Origin of the sequence: Pseudoxanthomonas sp. CF125, from assembly GCF_900104085.1 — a bacterium.
In the GTDB taxonomy this organism is placed as follows: domain Bacteria; phylum Pseudomonadota; class Gammaproteobacteria; order Xanthomonadales; family Xanthomonadaceae; genus Pseudoxanthomonas_A.
The window spans coordinates 840,578-864,508 of record NZ_FNLD01000001.1 but is presented as its reverse complement, the minus strand read 5'-3'; the positions used below and the strand labels follow the sequence as shown (position 1 = coordinate 864,508).

The 23,931-nt window shown below is 63.9% G+C and carries 24 protein-coding genes; 10 read left to right on the top strand and 14 right to left on the bottom strand.

Features of this window, described 5'->3' with window-relative positions; translation table 11 throughout:
- Nucleotides 1-66: 66 nt before the first annotated feature.
- The 3 genes from BLR66_RS03750 to BLR66_RS03740 form a co-directional block, all read right to left on the bottom strand.
- Entirely contained in the window at nt 67-402 is a 336-nt protein-coding gene (locus tag BLR66_RS03750; RefSeq protein WP_143014537.1) for a hypothetical protein, read from the bottom strand.
- A 203-nt stretch (nt 403-605) separates the two neighbouring features.
- Nucleotides 606-1,085, bottom strand: coding sequence for a hypothetical protein (locus BLR66_RS03745; RefSeq protein WP_093280272.1), 480 nt, complete (start codon nt 1,083-1,085; stop codon nt 606-608).
- A gap of 201 nt (nt 1,086-1,286) precedes the next feature.
- A complete protein-coding gene (locus BLR66_RS03740) occupies nt 1,287-2,315 on the bottom strand; it encodes a LysR family transcriptional regulator (protein ID WP_093280271.1) in 1,029 nt (342 codons plus the stop codon).
- Nucleotides 2,316-2,669: 354 nt separating this feature from the next.
- On the opposite strand from BLR66_RS03740, the gene BLR66_RS03735 reads away from it, so the two are divergent.
- From BLR66_RS03735 to BLR66_RS03705, 7 genes are all read left to right on the top strand, one after another.
- Entirely contained in the window at nt 2,670-3,443 is a 774-nt protein-coding gene (locus tag BLR66_RS03735) for an SDR family oxidoreductase (RefSeq protein WP_093280270.1), read from the top strand.
- A complete protein-coding gene (locus BLR66_RS03730; protein ID WP_093280269.1) occupies nt 3,440-4,645 on the top strand; it encodes an efflux RND transporter periplasmic adaptor subunit in 1,206 nt (401 codons plus the stop codon). The genes BLR66_RS03735 and BLR66_RS03730 overlap by 4 nt, the downstream gene beginning before the upstream one ends.
- Nucleotides 4,646-4,856: 211 nt before the next feature.
- The gene (locus tag BLR66_RS03725) at nt 4,857-8,033 is read left to right on the top strand and encodes an efflux RND transporter permease subunit (RefSeq protein ID WP_093280268.1); all 3,177 of its coding nucleotides are present in this window, start codon (nt 4,857-4,859) and stop codon (nt 8,031-8,033) included.
- A 136-nt stretch (nt 8,034-8,169) separates the two neighbouring features.
- A complete protein-coding gene (locus tag BLR66_RS03720) occupies nt 8,170-8,904 on the top strand; it encodes an SDR family oxidoreductase (protein ID WP_093280267.1) in 735 nt (244 codons plus the stop codon).
- 88 nt (nt 8,905-8,992) lie between these two features.
- Nucleotides 8,993-9,724, top strand: a complete 732-nt coding sequence (locus BLR66_RS03715) for an SDR family oxidoreductase (RefSeq protein WP_093280266.1) — start codon at nt 8,993-8,995, stop codon at nt 9,722-9,724.
- The gene (locus BLR66_RS03710) at nt 9,718-11,157 is read left to right on the top strand and encodes an efflux transporter outer membrane subunit (protein ID WP_093280265.1); all 1,440 of its coding nucleotides are present in this window, start codon (nt 9,718-9,720) and stop codon (nt 11,155-11,157) included. The genes BLR66_RS03715 and BLR66_RS03710 overlap by 7 nt, the downstream gene beginning before the upstream one ends.
- A 136-nt stretch (nt 11,158-11,293) precedes the next feature.
- Nucleotides 11,294-11,998 carry a pirin family protein gene (locus tag BLR66_RS03705; protein ID WP_093280264.1) on the top strand — a complete coding sequence of 235 codons (705 nt, stop codon included), beginning with the start codon at nt 11,294-11,296 and terminating at the stop codon, nt 11,996-11,998.
- Nucleotides 11,999-12,103: 105 nt separating this feature from the next.
- Here BLR66_RS03705 and BLR66_RS03700 read toward each other — a convergent pair whose 3' ends face one another.
- From BLR66_RS03700 to BLR66_RS03690, 3 genes are read right to left on the bottom strand one after another with little or no spacing between them, the layout of a single operon-like run.
- A complete protein-coding gene (locus BLR66_RS03700) occupies nt 12,104-12,700 on the bottom strand; it encodes a hypothetical protein (RefSeq protein WP_218119592.1) in 597 nt (198 codons plus the stop codon).
- The gene (locus BLR66_RS03695; RefSeq protein ID WP_093280263.1) at nt 12,651-13,265 is read right to left on the bottom strand and encodes a hypothetical protein; all 615 of its coding nucleotides are present in this window, start codon (nt 13,263-13,265) and stop codon (nt 12,651-12,653) included. The genes BLR66_RS03700 and BLR66_RS03695 overlap by 50 nt, the downstream gene beginning before the upstream one ends.
- Nucleotides 13,243-14,097, bottom strand: a complete 855-nt coding sequence (locus BLR66_RS03690) for a tetratricopeptide repeat protein (protein ID WP_093280262.1) — start codon at nt 14,095-14,097, stop codon at nt 13,243-13,245. Before BLR66_RS03690 ends, BLR66_RS03695 begins: the two co-directional genes overlap by 23 nt.
- Nucleotides 14,098-14,360: 263 nt before the next feature.
- On the opposite strand from BLR66_RS03690, the gene BLR66_RS03685 reads away from it, so the two are divergent.
- Entirely contained in the window at nt 14,361-14,780 is a 420-nt protein-coding gene (locus tag BLR66_RS03685) for a hypothetical protein (RefSeq protein ID WP_093280261.1), read from the top strand.
- A 267-nt stretch (nt 14,781-15,047) separates the two neighbouring features.
- Here BLR66_RS03685 and BLR66_RS03680 read toward each other — a convergent pair whose 3' ends face one another.
- From BLR66_RS03680 to BLR66_RS03665, 4 genes are all read right to left on the bottom strand, one after another.
- Nucleotides 15,048-15,416, bottom strand: a complete 369-nt coding sequence (locus BLR66_RS03680; protein ID WP_093280260.1) for a VOC family protein — start codon at nt 15,414-15,416, stop codon at nt 15,048-15,050.
- 11 nt (nt 15,417-15,427) lie between these two features.
- Entirely contained in the window at nt 15,428-16,264 is an 837-nt protein-coding gene (locus BLR66_RS03675) for a DUF6929 family protein (protein ID WP_218119591.1), read from the bottom strand.
- A gap of 93 nt (nt 16,265-16,357) precedes the next feature.
- The gene (locus BLR66_RS03670) at nt 16,358-16,984 is read right to left on the bottom strand and encodes a TetR/AcrR family transcriptional regulator (protein WP_093280259.1); all 627 of its coding nucleotides are present in this window, start codon (nt 16,982-16,984) and stop codon (nt 16,358-16,360) included.
- 22 nt (nt 16,985-17,006) lie between these two features.
- Nucleotides 17,007-17,264 (bottom strand): acyl-CoA-binding protein, encoded by a 258-nt coding sequence (locus BLR66_RS03665; protein WP_093280258.1) that lies wholly within the window; start codon nt 17,262-17,264, stop codon nt 17,007-17,009.
- 163 nt (nt 17,265-17,427) lie between these two features.
- On the opposite strand from BLR66_RS03665, the gene BLR66_RS03660 reads away from it, so the two are divergent.
- On the top strand, nt 17,428-19,416 hold the full coding sequence (locus BLR66_RS03660; RefSeq protein WP_093280257.1) for an SDR family oxidoreductase: 1,989 nt from the start codon (nt 17,428-17,430) through the stop codon (nt 19,414-19,416).
- A gap of 178 nt (nt 19,417-19,594) precedes the next feature.
- Here the strand turns inward: BLR66_RS03660 and BLR66_RS03655 are convergent, their stop codons facing one another.
- From BLR66_RS03655 to BLR66_RS03645, 3 genes are all read right to left on the bottom strand, one after another.
- Nucleotides 19,595-20,611 (bottom strand): restriction endonuclease, encoded by a 1,017-nt coding sequence (locus BLR66_RS03655; RefSeq protein WP_093280256.1) that lies wholly within the window; start codon nt 20,609-20,611, stop codon nt 19,595-19,597.
- Between the two features lie 220 nt (nt 20,612-20,831).
- The gene (locus tag BLR66_RS03650; RefSeq protein WP_093280255.1) at nt 20,832-21,371 is read right to left on the bottom strand and encodes a phasin family protein; all 540 of its coding nucleotides are present in this window, start codon (nt 21,369-21,371) and stop codon (nt 20,832-20,834) included.
- 100 nt (nt 21,372-21,471) lie between these two features.
- A complete protein-coding gene (locus BLR66_RS03645; protein ID WP_093280254.1) occupies nt 21,472-22,737 on the bottom strand; it encodes a patatin-like phospholipase family protein in 1,266 nt (421 codons plus the stop codon).
- Nucleotides 22,738-22,866: 129 nt separating this feature from the next.
- On the opposite strand from BLR66_RS03645, the gene BLR66_RS03640 reads away from it, so the two are divergent.
- Entirely contained in the window at nt 22,867-23,580 is a 714-nt protein-coding gene (locus tag BLR66_RS03640; protein WP_093280253.1) for a DUF8198 family protein, read from the top strand.
- Between the two features lie 57 nt (nt 23,581-23,637).
- Here the strand turns inward: BLR66_RS03640 and BLR66_RS03635 are convergent, their stop codons facing one another.
- Nucleotides 23,638-23,913, bottom strand: a complete 276-nt coding sequence (locus tag BLR66_RS03635; RefSeq protein ID WP_093280252.1) for a polyhydroxyalkanoic acid system family protein — start codon at nt 23,911-23,913, stop codon at nt 23,638-23,640.
- Nucleotides 23,914-23,931: the final 18 nt, after the last annotated feature.

The window sequence follows — 23,931 nt, the reverse complement described above, 5'->3', positions numbered from 1 at the left end:
GCGCCGCGTCGGATCGCGACGGCGCGATCGAACCTTTTAGTTAGTTAAATCGAACCTTTTAGTTAGTTAAAGCCTGACCGCAGTTCGCGCGGAATCCGCGTCCTCCAGCCGTGCCCATGTGGCGGAAACGATCATCTCCGCTTCAGCCCAGTCGATTCGGTCGCAGGCCGCCACGCCGTCCTTGTACTGATGGCACAGATTGGGCAGCAGCTGCTCGGTGGAATTCTTTTCGCGGTTGGGCAGGAAGGTGTCGTAGCCGAACTTGAAAGTGGCGATGTAGCGTTCGAACTCCAGCCCGGACCTGAAGAATGGGCTGTTCGGATAACCGCGGCGCCAGTGCAGCAGTTCCCGCACCATATCCAGCGTCCCGACCGGCAGCGGTAGCACGACGCAGTTGTTCATATGCATAAGCAAGCCTCCGTGGCATGTGCCACCAGCGTCGCCCTTGAAGCGACGTACCAGCTATACAGCACTCATCTGAATGCAACGGTCGGAAGGCCTTGGGACATGCTCAAAGCGAGCAATGCGGACAATATGAGTCGGCCATCGTCTCGCGTCCGTTCAGGTTTGAGAGAAGGCCGCGTCCTGATCGGTGCGATCTGGCGTCAGTCGATCCGATAAACGCGCGCCTTGGGAAGATCTTCGTCCACCTGCAGGAACCAGCGCCCCGCGATGCCGGGGATGACGGCGATCTCGGGCGATTCGAAGGGCTTGCGCAGCTTCATGTTGCCCTTGAGCACCTTCCAGGTCTGGCCGTTCTCCAGTTCGAACACAGTGCCCGGTTCCCAGCCGCTGACCGAACCTTTGAGGCGGCTGCGGATGGGCTGGTCGTTAAGACCTATCAAGGAAGAAGAGGAGGCGCGTTCGGTTTCCGCTTCGGTCTTGCTGGCTTCGACCGCCTTCACCACGTCCTCGCGCAGCAGTCCGTTCAGCAGTTTCAATTGCTCGGCTGAAAGCGTATCCAGGCCGGTGGCCCGCAATTGTTCGGCAGTCAGGCGCTGCTCGATGTCCACGTAAGGCTGCTTGGCCAGTACGGCGAAGGACGCCAGCAAAAGCGTCAAACCAAGAGCGAACTTTGCGGACATGCCGGTTTCTCCAATGGAGCGGCCGGACAGCGCCCGGCATTACGCCCAGGCAACAAGTTTGCGTCGGTTTTGTTTCAGTTCGGAGTCACGTAGGTCGGGGCTACGCCCCCGACGCCACGGCAGGTTTCCGGCTCGCGGGTCGTAACCGCCAGCGCGCGTCGGCCGCGTAGAGCTTGCCCCGCACTGGATGCGGGGGCCGACCTACGACGGAACTACTGCCTCCAGAATCCGTTGCCCGACCGCGGCCGTTTCCTCGGCTTCCGCAGCGTCTTCCTGGCCTTTCTCAAGCCCGGCCTGCGCCATCATCAGCGGGCAGTGCGCACTCATGTAGTCGATATCCAGGTTCAGTCGCTCCAGCAGGAAATCGACGAACGCGCGCACCTTCGGCGACTGGGTGTGGCCGCGGGGGAACACGGCGTTGAGTTCGTACTCGCCGCCTATCCAGCCGGCCAGCACGCGCTGCACATGGCCCATCTCCACGAACGGCCTGACCATCACGTCGGCGGCGATCACCACGCCTTCGCCGCAGAGCAACGCGCCCTTGAGCGCGGCCGGGTCGTTGGCGACCAGGATCGGGTTGACGGTGAAATCGCGGTCGCTGACGCCGTCGTTCAAGGTCCATGCGTAGCTGTTGCCGTGACGGTGCTTGGGCATGGCCAGGGTGCGGTGGTGCTGCAAGTCGTCCGGGTGCAGGGGTTCGCCATGCTTGGCGATGTAGCTGGTGCTGGCGTACACCTGCGTGCGCAGGCTGCCCAGGCGGCGCGCGACCAGATTGGAATCGGGCAGGTTGCCGATGCGCAGGGCGACATCGATCTCGCCGCCGATCAGGTCCAACGGTTCGTTGCTCAACACCATCTCAATGCGCACTTCCGGGTGCCGTGCATGGAATTCGCCTAGTAGCGGCGCGATCTTGTCGATGCCGATGGAGTAGGGCGCAGTGAAGCGCAGCCAGCCGCGCGGGCCGGCATGCAACTGGCTGACCGCGCTTTCGGCTTCGGTCAGTTCGCGCGCGATGCGCTGGCAATGCTCGTAGTAGACGTTGCCGGCTTCGGTCAGGCCCAGCTTGCGGGTGGTGCGATGCAGGAGCTGCGCACCCAGGCGCGTTTCCAGTTCCTGCACTTTGCGGCTGACCGTGGTCTTGGGCAGGCGCAGCGAATTGGCCGCGGCGATGAAGCTGCCGTGCTCGACCACCTTGACGAAGATGAGGGTGTCGTTGAGATCGTGGCTCATGGGGAGCTCCCGAGGGGGTGGACGGAGTATTGGACCGCTGACGGGATTATTATTCCCTTTAATTCAGACTAATCAAGTCCTGATTGCAGGTTTATCTTGTCGGCACTCCCACCAATAGCCAGCTGCCGCCATGCTGTTCTCCCGCTTCTTCCGCCCCGAGCCGGACCCCGAAATCAGCGAAGAGACAACGCTTTCCGAGCTGAGAGCGTTGACCAATCGCTTGTCCGGTACGGCTTTTCGCGAATTCACCTCCCCCCATCGCAGCCAGACCGGCGGCGGGGTGCGGCTCGGGCGAAAGGGTCGCGGGACTATCGCCAGTATTGGGATTATCCCAGCCGCGGGAGTAAAAGTCCCATGAGTGGGATATTGAACCCGGAAGTCCTGGTATTGGGCGCGGACGGCACAGTCGGTTTCGGAGTGGTCGGTGCGTTGCTGGAAGCCGGCAGCCCGGTACTGGCGGTGGGCCGCGATGGTCCGCGCATGCAGGCGCTGGCCGAACACTACGCCGACGAGCCCGCACTGGAGCTGATGACCACCGGATGCATTACCAGCGACGAGGGCGCGGCGAAATTGGCGGCGGACCTGCGCAAGCGCAAGCGTCCGCTACGTGCGGTGTTCGCCAGTATCGCCAGTCCGCTGGAAGGCGGCCGGCTGATCGACAAGCCCACCGACTTCCTGCGCCAGAAGCTGGAAATGGACCTTTTGCCGCATCTGACCGCCGCGCGCCACCTAGTGCCGCTGCTGGCCGAGAACGAGGTCGCTTCGCATTACATCCTGATAGGCGGCCCATATGCCGAACGGGGCTGGGCGGGCTATGGCCACGCTTCCATCACCGCCGCCGCGTTGCGCATGCTGACCAACGTGTTGCACGAAGAGTCGCAACCGTTGGGCGTGCGCGTGCAGATGCTGTCCGTCGACCATCCGGTATGCACGCCGGAAAACGCGCGCAATGCCTGCGCCGAATGGCCCAGCGCCATGGCCGTAGGCCGCCATGCGGTGTCGTTGCTGACCCGTACCGAGCGCGCGCAGCCGGTGGTGCGTTTCGACGCCGGCCGCGCACTGACGCCGCCGCGTCCTCTTTTCAGCAGTTTCCCTCTCCCCTTGTCCACCCACGAGACCAACCAATGAAAGCCATTTCCTTTCTCGAAAATCGTGCCCTGCGCACCACGGCGCTAGGCGTGGTACTGGCGCTTACCGTCGCCGTCATCGCCGGCTGCAGCGGCCAGGCCGCCGAAACCGGCATGCCGCCGCCGCCCGAAGTGAGCGCTGCGCCGGTGCTGGTCAAGCAGGTCAGCCAGTGGGACGACTTCAGCGGCCGCGTGGAGGCGGTGGAGAACGTCGACCTGCGTCCGCGCGTGTCCGGCTACATCGAACGCGTGAATTACGAAGAAGGCCAGGAAGTCCGCAAGGGCGACGTGCTCTTCACCATCGATTCGCGCAGTTATCGCGCCGAACTCGCACGCGCCCAGGCCGATCTGGCCCGCGCCCGCAGTCAGGCCGAACTGGGCCGCAGCGAAGCGGCGCGCGCCAAGAAGCTGTCCGAACTGCAGGCCATTTCCACCGAGTCCTACGAGCAGCGTCGCTCGGCCGCCGCCGAGGCGCAGGCCAATGTCGCCGCCGCCCAGGCCGCAGTGGACGCTGCGCGCTTGAATCTTGAGTTCACCCAGGTGCGTGCGCCGATCAGCGGCCGCGCCGGCCGCGCGCTGGTCACCGCCGGCAACCTGGTCAGCGCCGGCGATGCGGCCAGCGTGCTGACGACGCTGGTGTCGCTGGACAAGATGCACGTGCACTTCGATACCGACGAACGCACCTTCCTGCATTACGCCGAGTTGGCGCGCAAGGGCGAACGCCCGAGCGAAAACGGCGCAGGCGTGCCGGTGCAGGTGGGGCTGGTGGGCGAGGACGGTTTCCCGCACACCGGCGTGGTCGATTTCCTCGACAACCAGGTCGACCCGGCCACCGGCACCATCCGTGCGCGCGCCTTGCTGGACAATGCCGACCGCGTGTTCACGCCCGGCCTGTTCGCACGGGTCCGTGTGCTGGGCAGCGGCGAGTTCAAGGCGATGCTGATCGACGACAAGGCGGTGCTGACCGACCAGGACCGCAAGTATGTGTACGTGGTCGACGGCAAGGGCCAGGCCCAGCGCAAGGACGTGCAACTGGGACGCACCGCCGATGGACTGCGCATCGTTGAAAGCGGACTGGCCGCCGGCGACAAGGTGATCGTCAGCGGCGTACAGAAGGTGTTCTTCCCAGGCATGCCGGTTAAAGCCAAGACCGTCGTGATGGGCGCACCCGAGCCCGCACCGCAGACCGTAGCAATGAAGTAACAAAGCCCCTCCCTTGCGTAGTCCCCCAAGGGGACGTCCTTCGGGGCGCAGGGGAGGGTTGGGGAGGGGTGCTTTTTGCGCTTACTCCCCGAAGGCAAGAGCTTCCCCCATCCGCCCTTCGGGCACCTTCCCCGGCAAGCGGGAGAAGGGTTCGACTTTCTGCTTTCCAGGAAGAAGGGTTCTCTTTTTTCAGTTACCAGGAAATCCACCCATGGACTTCTCAAGATTCTTCATCGACCGGCCGATCTTCGCCGCGGTGTTGTCGATCGTGATCTTCGCCGCAGGCCTGATCGCGATCCCGATGCTGCCTATCGGCGAATACCCGGAAGTGGTGCCGCCCTCCGTGGTGGTGCGCACTGTCTATCCCGGCGCCAACCCCAAGGTGATCGCCGAAACCGTGGCCACGCCACTGGAAGAAGCCATCAACGGCGTCGAGGACATGATGTACGTCAAGTCCATCGCCGGCTCCGATGGCGTGCTGCAGCTGACCGTCACCTTCAAGCCCGGCGTCGACGCCGATGACGCGGCGGTGCGCGTGCAGAACCGGGTCAGCCAGGCGCTGGCGCGACTGCCCGAGGACGTACGCCGGCAGGGCGTGACCACGCAGAAGCAGTCGCCGGTGTTCCTGATGGTGGTGCATCTGGTGTCCACCGACGGCAAGTACGACTCGCTGTACTTGCGCAACTACATGCGTCTGCACGTGAAGGACGAACTGGCCAAGATCCCGGGCGTCGGCGACGCGCAAGCCTTCGGCGGCGGCGACTACGCCATGCGCCTGTGGCTGGATCCGGAAAAGGTCGCCTCGCGCGGCCTGACCGCCAGTGACGTGCTGCGTGCGGTGCGCGAGCAGAACGTGCAAGTTTCGGCCGGCCAGCTCGGCGCCGAACCGATGGCCAACGGCAGCGATTTTCTGTTGCCGATCAACGCCAAGGGCCGCCTCAGCACCGTCGAGGAGTTCAACGACATCGTGCTCAAAAGCGGTGCCGCTGGCGAGATCGTGAAGTTGTCCGACGTGGCCCGCATCGAGCTGGCCGCAGGCGATTACACCCTGCGTGCGCGCCTGGACGGCATGAATGCCGCGGCCATCGGCATCTTCCAGGCCCCCGGCGCCAATGCGCTGGAAATCCGCGACTCGGTGATCGCCAAGATGGACGAGATCGCCAAGACCCTGCCGCCGGGCGTGGAATACAAGTCGATCTACGACACCACCATCTTCGTGCGCGATTCGATCAAGGCGGTGGTGACCACGCTGCTGGAAGCCACATTGCTGGTGGTGCTGGTGGTGATCCTGTTCCTGCAGACCTGGCGCGCGTCGATCATTCCGTTGATCGCGGTGCCGGTATCCATCGTCGGCACCTTCGCCGCGTTGTATCTGCTCGGCTTCTCGATCAACACGCTGACCTTGTTCGGCCTGGTGCTGGCCATCGGCATCGTGGTCGACGACGCCATCGTGGTGGTGGAGAACGTGGAACGGCACATCGAGCTGGGTGCGAGCCCGCTGGAGGCCGCGCACCTGGCGATGAAGGAAGTGTCCGGGCCGATCATCGCGATCGCACTCGTGCTGTGCGCGGTATTCGTGCCGATGGCCTTCTTGACCGGCGTCACCGGCCAGTTCTACAAGCAGTTCGCGGTGACCATCGCCATCTCCACGGTGATCTCGGCGATCAACTCGCTGACCCTGTCGCCGGCGCTGGCGGCCAAGCTGCTGAGGCCTCACGACGCGGCCAAGGATGCGCCTTCGCGCTTGATCGATCGCCTGTTCGGCTGGGTGTTCCGCCCGTTCAACCGCTTCTTCAACAAGAACTCGCAGCGTTACGAGGGTGCGGTGTCGCGCGCGCTCGGCAAGCGCGGCGCGGTGTTCGCCGTGTACGTGGTGCTGCTGATCGGTGCGGGCGTGATGTTCAAGGCGGTGCCGGCGGGCTTCATCCCGTTGCAGGACAAGCTGTACCTGATCGCGGGCGTGAAGATGCCGGAAGGCGCGTCGATCGAGCGCACGGACGCGGTGCTGAAGAAGATCGCGACGATCGCGAAGGGAATCGAGGGCGTGGAAAGCGAAGTTGCATTCCCCGGCCTGAACCCGCTGCAGTTCACCAATACGCCCAACAACGGCGTGGTGTTCTTCACCCTGAAGCCGTTCGACCAGCGCAAGAACAGCGCAGCGGCGATCACCGCCGAGTTGAACCAGAAGATCTCCGGTATCCAGGAAGGCTTCGCGTTCGCGCTGATGCCCCCGCCCATCCAGGGCCTTGGCAACGGTTCGGGCTGGTCGCTGTTCGTCGAGGACCGTACCAATCTGGGTTACGGCGCGCTGCAGACCGCGGTGCAGTCGTTCCAGGGCGCAGCCTCGCAGACGCCCGGCCTGGGCTTCCCGATCAGCAGCTATCAGGCCAACGTGCCGCAGCTGGACGCGGAAGTGGACCGGGTGAAGGCCAAGGCCCAGGGCGTACCGCTGACCGAGTTGTTCGACACGCTGCAGACCTACCTGGGTTCGGCCTACGTCAACGACTTCAACATGTTCGGCCGCACCTGGCAGGTGATCGCGCAGGCTGACGGCCAGTTCCGCGACAATGTGGAAGACATCGCCAACCTGCGCACGCGCAACGCCAACGGCGAGATGGTGCCGATCGGTTCGATGGTGAACATCAAGCGGACCTACGGCCCGGACCCGGTGATCCGCTTCAACGGTTATCCGGCGGCCGACCTGCTGGGCGAGGCCGACCCGCGGGTGATGTCCTCGGGTGAGGCGATGGCCAAGGTGACCGAACTGGCCGGGCAGGTGCTGCCGCCGGGCATGGGCATCGACTGGAGCGACCTGAGCTACCAGCAGGCCACCCAGGGCAAAGCCGCGCTGGTGGTGTTCCCGCTGGCGGTGCTGCTCGCCTTCCTGGTGCTGGCCGCGCTGTACGAAAGCTGGACCCTGCCGTTGGCGGTGATCCTGATCGTGCCGATGACGCTGCTTTCCGCGTTGGCCGGCGTGTGGCTGACCGGCGGCGACAACAACGTGTTCGTGCAGGTGGGCCTGGTGGTGCTGATGGGTCTGGCGTGCAAGAACGCGATCCTGATCGTCGAGTTCGCCCGCGAACTGGAAATGCAGGGCAAGGGCATCGTCGAGTCCGCACTGGAAGCGTGCCGCCTGCGTCTGCGTCCGATCGTGATGACCTCGGTGGCGTTCATCGCCGGTACCGTGCCGCTGGTGCTGTCGCACGGCGCGGGCGCCGAAGTCCGCTCGGTCACGGGCATCACCGTGTTCGCGGGCATGTTGGGCGTGACCCTGTTCGGTCTGTTCCTGACCCCAGTGTTCTATGTCGCGCTGCGCAAGCTGTCCGGGCGGCCGCTGGTCCAGCACGGCGAATCCACAATGTCGTCATCCCACGCAGTACAGGCTTGATGGCGAAAGCAGGAAACGGATAGCGCCGGTTGGCGGCGCGACCCATCCTATCGATCACATGTCATATCGACCGCATGGGCGGCGCCAATCCGCCGCCCTGCATCAGCTACTCCCCCACAGAATCGGAGCATCCCCCATGAGCAACACCTCCAAGACCGCACTGGTTACCGGCGCCACCCGCGGCATCGGTTTCGAAACCGTCCGCCAGTTGGCCCAGACCGGCGTCCACACCCTGCTGGCCGGGCGCGATCGCGCCAAGGCCGTCGAGGCGGCGCTGAAACTGCAGGCCGAAGGCCTGCCGGTGGAAGCGATCGTCCTCGACGTGACCGATACGGCCAGCATCGCCGCCGCCGCGGACGAAGTGGCGAAGAAATACGGCCACCTCGATATCCTGGTCAACAACGCCGGCATCCTGCGCGACGAGCAGGGCAAGAAGATTTCGGAACAGACCTTGCAGGCCTGGCGCGAGACCTTCGACACCAATGTGTTCGGCCTGATCGCCGTCACCCAGTCGTTCCTGCCGTTGCTGCACAAGTCGCCGGCCGGGCGCATCGTCAACGTGTCCAGCCTGCTGGGCTCGATGACGCTGCACAGCGATCCTTCTTCGCCCATCTACGATTTCAAGATTCCCGCCTACAACGTCTCCAAGAGCGCGGTGAACGCCTGGACCGTGCAACTGGCTTACGAGCTGCGCGACAGCAAGGTCAAGGTCAACACCATCCATCCGGGCTACGTGAAGACGGACATGAATGCGGGCGAGGGTGAGATCGATGTTCCGGACGGCGCCAAGACCAGTGTCGCATTGGCGTTGATCGACGACGCCGGTCCCAACGGTTCCTACCGCTACCTCGACAACGTCCTTCCCTGGTGAAGAACGGACGGGCCGTACGAACGGTCTGTGCGCAACAGAACAATGTGAAAACGTCCTGCGCGCAACGCGCGCGTCAACGGAGTAGATCATGAGCAACAATCAGAAAATCGCGCTGGTAACCGGCGCAACCCGCGGCATCGGCCTGGAGACGGTTCGCCAGCTCGCCAGCGCCGGCGTGCATACGCTGCTGGCCGGGCGCGATCTGGCCAAGGCGCGCGAGGCCGCCCAGGCGCTGAAGTCGGAGGGGCTGCCGGTGGAAGCCATCGCACTGGATGTCAGCGACGCGGCCAGCATCGCCGCTGCCGCCAAACAGGTCGAAGCCAGCCACGGACGGCTGGACATCCTGGTCAACAACGCCGGCATCTTCAAGGACGACTTCGCCAAGACGCCTTCCGAGCAGAGCCTGGAGATTTGGCGCGAGACCTTCGACACCAATCTGTTCGGCATGGTAGCCGTCACCCAGGCCTTATTGCCGCTGTTGCGGCGCGCGCCGGCCGCACGAATCGTCAATCTTTCCAGCAGCCTAGCTTCGCTGGCGTTTCATAGCGATCCGGGTTCGGAACTCTACGATTTCAAAGTTCCGGCCTACAACGTGTCCAAGACGGCGGTCAATGCGTGGACCGTGCAGCTGGCCTATGAGTTGCGCGATACCGCGATCAAGGTCAACGCCGCCGATCCGGGTTCGGTGAAGACCGACATGAACAGCAATGGGCAGCTCGAATTGGCCGATGGCGCCAGCACCAGCCTTGGCTTGGCGCTGCTCGACGCCGCCGGCCCGACCGGTACGTTCCAGCATCGCGGCGAGGTGCTGCCATGGTGATCCGTACCCTCACTGTCGCCGTCGCCAGCGTGTTGCTGGCGGCCTGCACCGTAGGCCCGGACTACGTACGTCCGAACCTGCCGGCGGTCGATCAGTTCTCGAACAATCCATCGCAACAGGCCGCGCAAGCGACGCCCGCGGTGGACATGGAGTTCTGGCGCAGCTTCGGCGATCCGGTGCTCGAGAAGCTGGTCGACGAAGCGCTGCTTTCCAATCACGATCTGCGCATCGCGCTGGCGCATTACGAACAAGCCAACGCATTGCTGCGCAATTCGAAGTACGACCGTCTGCCCACATTGGGCGCCAGCGCCGAAGCCAGCGACGCGCGCAGCAGCAGCGACCAACTGCCGGGCGTGGACAGGCCGGGGCGCGACAACGACCAGTACAGCGCCGGCATCAGCGCGTTGTGGGAGCTGGATTTCTTCGGCCGCATCCGTCGCGGCATCGAGGCCCAGCGAGCCGAGACCGAGGCCAGCGCGGCCGATCTGGCCGCCGCGCAGGTGGTGCTGGTGGGCGATGTGGCGGAAACCTATTTCCGCCTGCGCGGTTTGCAGGAACAACTGCGCATCGCGCAACAGAACGCCGACAACCAGGCCCAGACCCTGCGGTTGATCGGTCTGCGCAGCAGCGCGGGCCTGAGCAGTACTTTCGAGGTCGATCGCGCCAGCACGCAGCTGGAGAACACACGTTCGCGGGTTCCCGCGCTGCAGTCGGCGATCGCTGTGGCCACCCACCGCATAGCGGTGCTGGTGGGCAAGACGCCGGAAACGGTACTCGACGGACTGGATTCGGCCACGCCGCTGCCTTCGTTGCCGGAAACCATCGCCGCAGGCACTCCCGCTGACTTGCTGCGCCGCCGTCCCGACGTGACCGCGGCCGAGCGCAGGCTGGGCGCGGCCACCGCGCGTATCGGCGTGGCGACCGCGGACCTGTTCCCGCGCTTCACGCTGGGCGGGCTGATCGGCACGCAGGCGCTGGATGCCGGTGCGCTGTTCGAACGCGATAGCGAAACCCGCCTGATCTCGCTCGGCATCGATGGTTCCTTCCTCAATGTCGGGCGGGTGCGCTCGCGCATCGCGGCAGCGAATGCTGCCACGGCCGCGGACCTGGCTGCGTACGAACAGACGGTGCTGCTGGCGTTGGAGGAAACCGAGAACGCGTTGGTCCGCGTTTCCCGCAGCGCCGAGGAGAACGCGCACCTGGAACGCGCCGCCGCTGCCGGTGCACGCGCTACGGCCACCGCGCGGTTGCGCTACGACAACGGCGCCATCGATGTGCTGGACGTGTTGGAAGCCGAGCGCGCCAGCCTGCAGGCCGAGGACGAATTCGCCCAGGGCAGGGTGCGCAACACGGTCGCGGTGGTGTCGCTGTACAAGGCATTGGCGGGCGGTTGGCCGCAGTACGTTCCGAAGGAAAGCACGGCGTCGCGATAGGACCGAAAAGCGTTACTGTTCCGGTGAAATAGCCGCTATTATTCTAAATACAGAACAATTAGTCGGTTTCGGGGGCCTTACTTCGCAGGGGTAAGGCCCTCATCCTTTTGCGCACCCATCCACTGGAGCGCAAAACATGATCACCCTGCGACCCGCCGGCGAGCGCGGCCACGCCAACCACGGCTGGCTGGATTCCTGGCACAGCTTTTCCTTCGCCGGCTACCAGGACGACGACCATGTCCACTGGGGTCCGCTACGCGTCATCAACGAAGACCGCGTGGCCGCCGGCCGCGGATTCGGCGAACACGGCCATCGCGACATGGAGATCGTCAGCTACGTGCTGGACGGCGCGCTGGGTCACAAGGATTCCATGGGCACCAGTTCCAGCATCGTGCCGGGCGACGTGCAGCGCATGAGCGCCGGCACCGGCGTGCAGCATTCGGAATTCAACTACAGCGATGCGGGCACCACCCACTTCCTGCAGATCTGGATCATCCCGGCCAAGCAGGGGGTGAAGCCGTCTTACGCACAGAAGAATTTTTCCGCGGAGGAAAAACGTGGGCGGCTGCGGCTGGTGATCAGTCCCGATGGTGCGGACGGGTCGGTCGATATCCACCAGGATGCGCGGATGTTCGCGGGGCTGTTCGATGGCGATGAACGCGCGGATCTGACGCTGGCTCCTGGCCGGCTGGGTTACGTGCATGTGGCGCGCGGCGAAGTCGTGGCGAACGGCCGCAAGCTGGTCGCGGGCGATGCGCTGCTTTACCAGGACGAAGCTTCGGTAAGCCTGGCCGAAGGACAGGGCGCGGAAGTGCTGGTGTTCGACCTGCCGCGGATGTGATCCGCAGATTTGTAGAGCCGAGCTTGCTCGGCTGCTTTTTCTCGTGTCGAAGAGCAGCCGAGCAAGCTCGGCTCTACAAGGCGCAGGTTCTGTTGCTGGACGGGATCAGACAGCTCCCGCTTGCAGCTGGTTTTTCGCGGCGCGCAGGAGAATCTCCGAATAGAGCTTGTGGAAACCGAGCAGCAAGCGGAAACCGGCACCGATATTGTTACCGTCCGCTCCCGGGCCTTTGGGCGGGACGACGGCGGAGCCGAAATACAGTCGCGTGCCGGACCCCGAAGATCCCGTGAGCGGAACGGCCATCAGCCATGATCGGGTGCGGCCGTGCATATCGCACAGCAGCAGTTGGTCGTCGCAACGATCCTCCACCGTCCATGCGGAAAAAGCGTCGAGATCGCCCTGTGCGAGCTTCTTCGCCTGCGCATCGGTGGAAGGTTTGGCGACGGCCCACTTCAGGATCGATCTCTCCAGCTTGAACACCCAGGTGGTGTAGAAAGCCTCCACGAAGGCGGCTTGGCTGACCGTCTTGTCGAGGTCGGTCGAATAGCAGTCGGTATACGCGCCTTCCTGCAGGCGATAACGGCCAAGCAGCGAAACGTCCGGAAGCGGGCAGGGACGGATGGATGACAAGTCCGGTTCCTGCGACAGGCGGTCAGGGTTTGGCGGGCAGGGCAGGAATGGCCGGATGTTTGCGCCACGCATCGGCCGGGTCTTCCAGCAGCGAAATATCCGGGATGCGGTATTCGCAACCCAGCAGCACCATGCCTTCCAGACCCGGCGCATCGGCATTGAAGATCACCAGCGCGTGCTGGTCGTCCAGAGCGCCGGACAGCGGCGATTCGCTGGATTGTTCCAGCGCTTGTTCCAACTGAGCGGTTACCGCATCCAGCGAGCCCTGCACCGCCATCATCACCCGATTCGGTGCGATCACGATGACGTCGCTTTCGTTGCCCCAGGCGGATATGGGTTCTTCAAGCCGATACACATCCAGCATCGGTTGGCTGTGCTGGCGGTAGGTCTGGCGGAAATCCTCCTCGCGCTCGTCGCGGATTTCCTGCATCAGGCCCGGGTAGCGCTCGTAGCTGATCCGGCAAGTGAGCGCATCGGCCAAAGCGTCGGCCCCCGCGCTTGCGCCCGCCGGCGGGACGGCGATCGGTGGAGCAGCGGCGGTCGCGGATTTCCCGGCGGGCGTCTGCGCGATCGACAGGCAGGCGCACGCGTACAGCGATGCGCCCAGCAGCGATTTATTCGAGCTGCGATTGCGCATATGCCGCGTCCAGCGCTTCCATCGCGTCCTTGGGTTTCAGCTTGCCGGCTTTTTCGAAGGCGCCGGCGGCGGCGTCTTCCTTCTTCTCGCCGTACAGCAGCAACAGCACGTTGCCGTGTTCGACATGGGCGATAGGGGAATCAGGGGTGAGCTTCAGCGCGGTCTTGATATGCGACTCGGCCTCGGCGGCTTTGGCCCCGTAGGTCAGGCCGCCGATCATGGCGCCGATCTTGCCGATGATCTCGGCGTGGTACAGCGCCAGCGCGGTATGCGCTTCGGCGTGCTTGGGCGCCAGTTCCAGAGTGGCGTTGAGCGATTCGCGCACCTTGCCTGCGATGCCCTGCTTCAGCGCCTTGGCGATGCTCAGGCCCTGGCTGTAGCGGCCCAGCGCGAAGGCGTGGCGGTAGTGGCTGTTGGCTTCGCCTGGCAACGCTTTCACCGCCGCTTCGGCCAGTTTGGCGGCCTGTTCGAAACGCTTGAGTTTTTCGGCGTCGTCATCGACCAGGTAAGTCGCGTGGATGCCCAGCGCCTTCACCGCGACCGAGGCGCCGAGCGGACCGAGCGCTTCGCCGGCTTCGAACGCGGCTTGGAAATCCCCATGGTGGAAGGCGCGCCAGGCATCCTGCAGTTTCGTCGAAAGGGAGGTGGCGTCCAGCCCCTTGGCGGCTTTGCCGGCGGCATCCAGCAAGGCTTGCGCGCGCTTGGCGTCGGGGTAGGGTTCGTTGTCGCCCGCATGCAGCGCGGGCCATGCTTTCTTCAAGGCATCGCCGGCATAGGCGAAGGCCTTGGCGTCGTGCGGAAACGCGGCCCACTTCGATGATTTTCCCGCCATGTTCAAATCCCCTCCAAGGAATTGATGACGAGCATGGCGGGCGGCACGGCAGCTGGCAAGTCTGGCGAGTCTCGTGGGAGCGGCGTCCCGCCGCGAGCCCTTGGCAAGACAAGCGACGAATGTTTCAGTCCCTAGAGCAAAAGCTCGCGGCGGGACGCCGCTCCCACGTCTTCGATTCTGGGCCGCTAGTGTGTTTGCTCCAGCCTCGCTGGGCAGTATCCCTGCGTAAACCGGCCATCGTGGCCGGTACCCCGGAGCCCCCCATGGCCGCCAAGAAGAAAACCAAATCCAAGGTGCAGGAAACCACCCTGCGTCACCTGTGGCTCGCCGGTCTGGGCGTGGCTGCCGTCGCCCGCCGCGAAACCGTGAATGCCGCCAACGATGCCGTTGCCAAGGTCGTGTCGCTGAAGAAGCAGGCCGGCAAGTTGGCCGATGAAGCCCAGGCCAATGTGCTGGGCGGCATCGCCAGCGTGCGCGAACAGGGCGAGGCCAAGGCCAGCCAGTTCAGCGCCGAAGTCGAAGCGCGTCTGGCCCCGGTACTGGTCAAACTGGGCCTGAAGCCGGCACCCAAGAAAACCACCCGCGGCCGCAAGCCGGTGAAGAAAGCGGCCGCCAAACGCGCCCGCGCCACCCCAGCCCGCAAGCCGGCCGCCAAGCGCGTGGTGCGCAGGACGCGCGGCTGATCAGGATTCAGAAAGAACCCGTTCAAGAGTTTTCAATAGTCCGGAAAAATAGTCCCGTCATCCCCGCGAAGGCGGGGATCCAGGGACTTTAGCTCTTGGCTTTTCTGCAAAGCGTGAAGTCGCGGCATGAAAGACACTGGATCCCCGCCTTCGCGGGGACGACGAGTCGATGGTGCTGGTGGCTGCGGCGCTCTTGGCGGGCTTCTTAGCGGTCTTCTTTGCGGGTTGACTCATGGAAACCTCCTTGCATCGGTGAATGATCGCCGGCTACAACGGCTCGCCGATATACAAAGTGTGGCCCTGGTCGTCGTGGATGACGACCTCTCTCGTATTCCAGGGTGTTTCGTGCACGTCTTCTACCAGGAGGACATCTTTCGCCTTTAGTTTCGCAGCGAACTCGATCACGTCATTGGTCTGAAGATAGAGATGGAAATGCCCGCCCTGGTCGACATACGGAATCGAGGGGTCCTTATCATCGACAAGCTTCAGATGGAAAACCTGGCTGCCTGTGCGAATCCCAGTATAGAAATCCTGGTAGTTGAACTCGACGGAGAACCCGAGCTTCTGCGTATAGAAACGGATGGACGAGGCCATGTCGGTCGTACGCAGTTGCGGGATTATGCCTGTGATCGCCATCTGGCCCTCCTTTAAACAGGAATCTCAGCTATCAGCAGTTTCGCTGGTACGCTTGCATCGTCCGCATCGGTCACCAGGAGCAGGCTTATGCGGTCGCCTTCGACTGTCGCATGGATGCCTTCGACCTTTTCGGTAGGTTCGAGCCGAAGCATGGTTTCCACACGGTCATCGGTTCCGATGATTCCAATGGCGGCGCCTACGCAGGGACCATCCTGATAACTGTCTTCCGTGTTTTCCGCGACTGCGCTGAATACGAACCGGCCGTCAGGCAGGGCTGTGCCATCAGTGAAAGAGAGCGGGGCACCTTCGATCGCGCCAAGGTCAAAGAACCGTACGTGACTTGCGGCAACTTGGGAGACATTTGCGGTTTCGGGATTCGTCGCGCGGAAGATTTCGCACAAAGAAAACGAAATCAACGCGCTTTCCGGCTGCGCCTTGCTTCCGCGCTGGAGAAGTACCAGCTCATCTGCGACCACCACGGCACCTTCGATGTTCAAGGCAGGGAACTTGCTCTCCAGAGATGAGTAGAAGGGCGTCAGGTCGCATGGACATGGCTCTCCGGCAATGAGGCCGGATTCGTCGAGCTTCACTACGGCGCCGGTACGCCGGTTGGGCCTGGACCCCGAAGCAAGCGCCAGCAGAGCGCCATGCGGATATCCGGGAAAGCTCGGTAGCCGGACAAGCGCTTCGAGGTCGGGCTTGAGCGCTTTGCGTTCGGCAGAGGCATCGGGGAGCTCGCCAGGGAAAAGCCGGACCAGCGTGCCGGCTCCGATTCCACTATTGTCGAACACGCCCAAATGAAGCTCATCGTCAGCAATTACATAGAGGAACCTGCCGACGACGACCATGCCGCTCGCCGCGCTGATGTGCCGGGCACTGTCCGCGTTCTGTGGCGATGCCAGAGTCAGTTCGCGAATGAACCTCGTGGACAGCACCGCGTTCTAATCCAGATAAGCCTGCGTCAACGTATTCAAATGCACCCGCTCCGCATCGCGCAGGAACGGAGCCAGCAGCATCATCACCTGTACGATGCCATGGCGGATTGCGACCTGTTCGTCCTTGTCGCCGCGGGCGGCGGCGTAGTTGAGCCAGAAAGTGGCGATGACCAGCACGTTGGTGGCGGTGCCGGCCAGTTCCGCGGCCGAGGCGCGCATGATGCCGGCCTGCGACAGGCCGCGCATCACCGCGTGCGCGCTGTCGTCGGCGCGCTTGAGGATGCGCGCGAAACGCATGCGGATGCGCCGGTTGCGGCTGAGGATCTCGACCAGGTCGCGGTACAGGAACCGGTAGTCCCAGATGCACTCGAACACCAGATGCAACTGCAGCCAGATGTCTTCCAGTTCCGGCAGGCGTCCGGACGGCGTCGCCAGGGCCGCGTCCATGCGCTCTTCATAGCGCGCGAACAGCTGCTCGATGATGTCGTCCTTGTTGCGGAAGTGGTAGTACAGATTGCCCGGGCTGATCTCCAGCTCGTCGGCGATGTGGTTGGTGGTGACGTGTGGCTCGCCCTGCGTGTTGAACATCGCAAGCGAGGCATCGAGGATGCGTTGGCGCGTATCGCGTGCCACCAGGATCTAATCCGGCGCCGGGTCAGGCGGTCAGCTTCTTCACCAGATCCACGTACTTCTTTTGCGCCTCTTCCTGCGAAGTGCCCTTCAGCTTGGCCCAGGCTTCGTACTTGGCGGTGCCGACGAAATCGAAGAACCCCGGCTTGTCGCCGCTGATGTCGCCTTCCGAACCCTGCTTGTACAGCGCATACAGGCGCAGCAGAGTGTCGTTGTCCGGACGTTCGGACAGGCCCTGGATCGCCTTGGATGCCTGTTCGAAGCTGCTTTTCAGATCTGCCATGTAAAGATCCCTCCCAGTGATCGCGCGCATCACACCACGAGGGGCAGGACGGGTCAATGCCATTCCATACGCGGCGGCATTGTCGAACAGCGCCATCTCTGGCAACTTAGGCCGCAGGGGCGCAGCGGAGGGGCCGCGCCCAAACACCAGGGATAGACCGCACATGAGTTATTTCGTCACCGGCGCCACAGGATTCATCGGCCGCTACCTGGTCACCAACCTGCTCAAGCGCAGCGGGACTGTATATGTCCTGGTCCGCAAGGATTCGCAGAAGAAATTCGACGCCATCGCCAAGAAGGCGGGCTGGGACCTCAAACGCGTCAGCGTGGTCTACGGCGACATGACCAAGCCCAAGTGCGGGCTCACGCCAGGCCAACTGCGTACGCTGTCGGGGAAGGTGAAACATTTCTTCCATCTGGCCGCCATCTACGACCTGGCCGCCAGCGCCGAAGCCCAGCGCGCCGCCAATATCGACGGCACCCAGCATGCGCTGGATCTGGCGGCGGCCATCAAGGCCGGAACCTTCCACCACACCAGCTCCATCGCGGCCGCCGGCCTGTACCCGGGCATCTTCCGCGAAGACATGTTCGACGAGGCCGAGGGCCTGGACGATCCTTATCTGCGCACCAAGCACGATTCGGAAGGGCTGGTGCGCAACGAGAAGCGCCTGCCATGGCGCATCTACCGCCCCGGCATGGTGGTCGGCCATTCGCAAACCGGCGAAATCGACAAGATCGACGGCCCCTATTACTTCTTCACCCTGATCAAGAAACTGCGCGAGACGCTGCCGCCGTGGATGCCGGTGCTGGGTATCGAGGGCGGACGCATCAATATCGTGCCGGTGGATTACGTGGCCGACGCCATGGACCACATCGCGCACAAGCCCAAGCTGGACGGCCACACCTTCCACCTTACCGATCCGGAACCCATGCGCGTGGGCGAAGTGCTGAACGCCTTCGCCCGCGCCGGCCATGCGCCGGAGATGACCATGCGCGTGGATGCGCGCATGTTCGCCTTCGTGCCCAGCGGCATCCGCGGCGCGGTCGGCAACTTGCCGCCGGTGAAGCGTTTCATCGGCATGTTGCTGCGCGACTTCAAGATTCCGAAGGAAGTGCTGAAGTTCATCACCTATCCCACCCGTTTCGACAGCCGCGAAGCCGAGCGCGCGCTCAAGGGCAGCGGCATCGCGGTGCCCAAGCTGGAAGGTTACGCATGGCGGTTGTGGGACTACTGGGAACGGCACCTGGACCCAGACCTGTTCATCGACCGCACCCTGAAGGGCAAGGTGCGCAACAAGGTGGTGGTGATCACCGGCGGTTCGTCGGGCATCGGCCTGTCCACCGCGCAGCGCGTGGCCGAGGCCGGCGCGATAACCGTAATCGTCGCGCGTGGCGAAGAAGAGCTGTTCAAGGCCCGCGACGAAATGAAGAAAGCCGGCGGCAAGGTCTTCGCCTACACCGCGGACCTGGCCGACATGGCCGACTGCGACCGGCTGGTGAAACTGGTGCTGGAAGAGCATGGCCACGTCGATATCCTGATCAACAACGCGGGACGCTCGATCCGCCGTTCCATCGAGGCCAGCTACGACCGCTTCCACGATTTCGAACGCACCATGCAGCTGAACTATTTCGGCAGCATCCGCCTGATCATGGGCTTCATGCCCACCATGACCCATCGCCGCAAGGGCCACATCATCAACATCAGCTCGATCGGCGTGCTGGCCAGTTCGCCGCGTTTCTCGGCGTACGTGGCGTCGAAAGCGGCGCTGGACGCCTTCAGCCGCTGCGCGCAGGGCGAGCTGTCGGGCAAGGGCATCAGCTTCACCACCATCAACATGCCGCTGGTGAAGACGCCGATGATCGCGCCGACCAAGATGTACGACAGCGTGCCTACGCTGACTCCGGAAGAGGCTGCGGACCTGCTGGTGAAAGCCATCATCGAGAAACCAAGCCGCATCGCCACGCGCCTTGGCATTTTCTCGGCGTTGATCAACGCCGTGGCGCCCAAGGCTTATGAGGTGATCATGAGCACGGCGTTCGAACTGTTCCCCGATTCGGCCGCCGCCAAGGGCGACCGCAAGGCGCTGAAGGAATCGGCGCCCAGCCAGGAGCAGATCGCATTCGCTTCGCTGATGCGCGGCGTGCACTGGTAGCCGCACTGCCTGCCGTGGCTCGTCGTCCCCGCGAACGCGGGGATCCAGCGACTTAAGCTTTCTGCAAACCTATGGTCGCGGTACGAAAGACACTAGGTCCCCGCCTTCGCGGGGACGACGGATCTCTTTTACGAGATATTTCAGAGATCTTGGACAGGCTCTTGAAGCGGCGCTTCCGTTAAAGCGGGCACTGCCGCCAGCGAACTTGATCGGTGCTGCCCTGGGGTGGATTCATCTGCACCCGGGTGAACTCCAGATCGGGGTAGGCCTTCAGCTGGCTGCAGACCAGCGGCCAGGCGTCTTGTTCGGGGACGATGCGGTCCACGGCAAGGGTCGAGCGCGATATCCAGACGCCGCGGCTGATGCCCGGAGTCTTGGACAATTTCCTGGAGATTTCCGCACGGTGCTTTTCGGTGTCGGCTTCGGTCGCAGCTGCGGTAGCGCCGGCGGCGGGTGCTGTGGTCGCAGGCGCAGGCGCAGGCTTGGGTGCCGTCGCAATGCCGGATGCAGGGGCGGCGGGTGCAATGGCAGGTTTGCCGGTCTCCGCGGCGGGCGTCGCGGGAGCAGCCGATGCTGGAGTCGGCACCGGCGCCGATTCGGGGGCCAGTACGCCTGGAAAAGCCAACGCCGACGCCAGCCCCAGGGTGAACGCTCCCAGCCAGGCGATGCCGATGTGGCGGCGCGCGCGGGATGAGGCATTGCCGACGATGCGGCGCTGCAGGTTGCCTTCCACCATCGGCTTGACCGTTGGCCAGAGCAGGGGGCCATCGATGACTTCGATGTTGTACCGGGCCGCTTTTTCCACGCCGCCCTTGTCCAGCACGCCCTCGGTCACCAGGATCCCGCCCTGCACGCCGCGCAGGCGGATCTCGGAAGCGAATTCGTCGACGGCGGCGGAACCGATGCGGTAGGCCGAACCATGCTTGCAGGCCAGCAACAGCTGCTTGCCCTGGCCGGAGAGCAGGAAACTGGAGCCATGCTCCTGGCTGTCTTCGTTTGCGATGGGAATGCGCCCCAGCCCGCGCAGCTCCATGGCTTCCAGGATCAGGCGGGAAAAATCGCGCCAGCGCATTCCGGCAAGCGCCAGCAAGCCGGCCGCGGTTTCATCGTCGCGCCGGCGGACAAGCCAGAGATAAGCAGTGGTAACGGCACCCACCAGGAGCGTAATGACCGATCCGAACAACCAGGCGGGCATGATTACCTTTCAAGCGATACGAGGAAACTCACATTCTACGCCAGCACCCGATGGCGCCGATTTGCTTACGGGCACGAAAAAGCCCGCCAGTCCGAAGTCGTAAGGGGAGGGGAGCATACGTACTTCGAGTGGACTGGCGGGCTAGTAACGATTGTTACGCTTTATATTGTGCCTTGCAACAATTTTTTGGGAGCAGTGTGTGCTGCGGTTTAGTCGCGGCTTATTTAGCCGCTTTGCGCGCGCGCTTGCTGGCCGGTGCGGCCTTTTTCGCTGCGGGTTTCCTGGTCGCGGCCTTCTTTGCGGCGGTCTTGCGCGGCGCGGCGGCGCCACCGAGTTTGCGCAGCTCCCCGTTCAACGAATCCACGCGGTCGATCAGGGCGCTGAGGTCCTCGCGGCTGGGCACTTCCAGGCGACGCAGCGCGCGCTGTACGCGTTCTTCGAACACTTTTTCCAGGCGGTCCCAAGTGTCGGAGGCGCGTTCGCGCGCCTGGCCGACCGTGCTTTCGACCGCGTCGCGCACCGCACCGACCTTGCCGCCGGCGACCTTGCGGGTGAGCTGTTCGACCGAAAGGCCTTCCTTCACCAGCGTTTCGAAAAGCTTGCTGCCTTCGGCCTGGGCGCGGCCGAACGCGCCGACGCCGGCAAGCCACACCTGCTGCGCCGATTCGCCGAGGTTCTTGGAAAGACGTTCGGCCTGCGCCTGCAGGTTGGGGTTGTTCGCGGAGGTGGTCTTGCGCGCGGTTTTCTTCAGCTTGGCCATGGGTTCCGTCGACAAATCGAATGATTGAGGAAGCCGAAGAATCAACCGCTTGTCTAGAGCTTTCACACCAGCTCGCGAAGATGGATGGCCTTGCCGCGCTTCAACCGGTCGGTTTCAGCGCGCGCGGGGCACGTCGGGCGCGGCGCTTGGCCACCACCTGGTCCACGTCGTCCAGCGCACGCCGCAGGCGCGCGGTGGTTTCGGTCATGCGCGGAGTCACGTCCAGTCCGTCCAGCAAGGAGCGGTGGCGGTCGTTGATGATTTCCTCGCGCAGGCCGATGCCGTGCGCGGCCAGCATGGGCCGCAGCACGTCGGCGCGTTTGCGCAGGTCGGCCAGGGTATTGCGGTAGGCGAGCTGGCAGACGCGGTGGCGCGCGGAGAAACTGAAAAGATTGGTGAAGAACAGCTCGCTGTCCTCCGCATTCGGCTCGAACACCAATTGGTCGATGTTGGGGAACTGGTGCGGGTATTTCTCCATGCCGATCTGCATGCGCGACTGCAACAGGGTGCGCAGGGTCTGCGACAGCACGGCGGGCAATCCGCCGCTGGCCAGGCCGCGCCGTTCTTCCTCGCCGGCCTGCGGCGCGGCATTGCCGGCGTCGAAGGGCACCAGCGGATTGATGCCTATCATCAGGTCGATGCCGCGTTCCAGTACGGTGGAGGCGTGCATGGTCCGGCGCAGGGCGCCATCGAGGAAATGGCGGCCATTGATCTGCACGGGGGAATACAGGCCCGGCAGGGCCGAGCTTGCCTGCACGGCCTGCGAGATAGGCACGCCGTCCCAGCCTTTTTCGCCGAAGCGCACCGCTTCGCCGCTGTCCAGGTCCACCGCCACCACGAACAAATCCGCGCCGAGCGTGCGGAAATCGTTGCTGCGGCCTCGGCGGGTGAAGATGTCGCGCAGGAAGCTTTCCACGCCCTCGCTGTCGAACAGGCCGGTCGGCACCAGCCCGCCGAAACGCAAAATCAGGTCCGACAGCCGCGTGGCCTTGCGCGGGTTGAGCATCAGCCGGCGCGCCCAGTCCGCATACAGACCGGGCAGGGTGGCGGCGCGGCGCAGGTACTCGCCCACGTTGGGTTTGAGGAATATTTCCGGACGGAACTCGGCATCGTCGCTGGTGCCGGTGATGAAGATGCGGCACATTTCGGCGGTGCTCATGCGGTTGGCCAGGCCCGCGGCGAGGAAAGCGCCCGAACTGACGCCTACATAGCAATCCATGCGGGTCAGGTCCAGGCCGTCCATCGCCTCATCCATGGCCCGCAACGCACCCAGTTCGTACATGCCGCCGATGGGGCCGCCGCCCGCGATGGCAAGGCCGATGCGCCCGCCTGAGCCGCGTTTCTGGGCACTATGAAGTGAGAGCATGCACGGTCCGCTTGCGAAAAACTATCCGAGTTTAGCCGACAAGGTCTAGAGCTTGTAAACGTTGTTTGGATTGAACCGGGGGGCGCATTGCGCTTGCGGTCATGGGCCCCGCACGGGATCATCGCCGGCATGGCACGTGGCAATCCCCTGATCGATCGGCTCGGACGCCGCCTGGCGTGCCATCAAGCCCTTCACGACCACAAGCGCGAGCCCCGCAACCGACTGCGTTGGCTGCCGGTCCTGCGCAGTTGGCAGACCAAGCGCTTGGAAACCAGTTTCGAGCATTTTCTCCACGATCCGCAGCGGCGTGCGGCGGCGCTGTTCTTTCTGACCGACGTTTACGGCGACCGCGACTTCAGCAAGCGCGACGCCAATGTCGCCAAAGTCCTGCCGATGATGCAGCGGCTGTTGCCGACCGCAGTGCTGGGAACGGTGGCCGATGGCATCGAACTGGGCGCGCTTACCCATGCCCTGGACCTGCGCATGGCCGATGAATTGCAGCGCATCGCGCCTAACCGCAAGCGGCTGGATGCCGAGTTGTATGGGAAGGCCTACCGGGAAGTGGGACACCGGCGTTTGCGCCGGCATCAGATCGACCTGATCTCGGGCGTGGGCGTGGGCTTGGCCCGCGCAGTGAAGACGCCCGGCGTGGCCATGCTGCTGCGCTTGTCGCGCGGACCGGCCAAGGCCAGCGGACTGGCGGAGCTGCAAGGCTTTCTGGAACGCGGCTTCGCCGCTTTCGCCGCGCTGGGCGACGGCAAGGCGTTCGTCGCCGATATCGAAAAATCCGAACGCGTAGTGGCCAAGCGCTTGTTCGAAGCCGACCCGGATCCCTTCCGGTAGGTCGGAGCTACGCCCCCGAGGCCTTGACCGTCCGTGCGTCGGGGGCGTAGCCCCGACCTACCCGAATTTCTCGTTGAGCACGCGCCTGATTTCGGACTCAATGGGGTCCTTCAGCATCGACAACATGAAGCCGAGCTGTGCGGTGACGTGCAATTTCTTCGGCGACAGTTCGATCTTTCCGTCGACCCCGGAGCGGTTGAAGGTCAGCGTGTCGCCGTCCCACTCGTGCTGCATGCCGAAGCGCTCGGCCAGTTTTTCGGCAACGTCTTCCAATGCCTTGCGCGCCTGTTTCGGCGTCTTGGAGTGTTCGTGGTGGATGTCGATGCTGGGCATGTACGTGGTTCCTGTCGT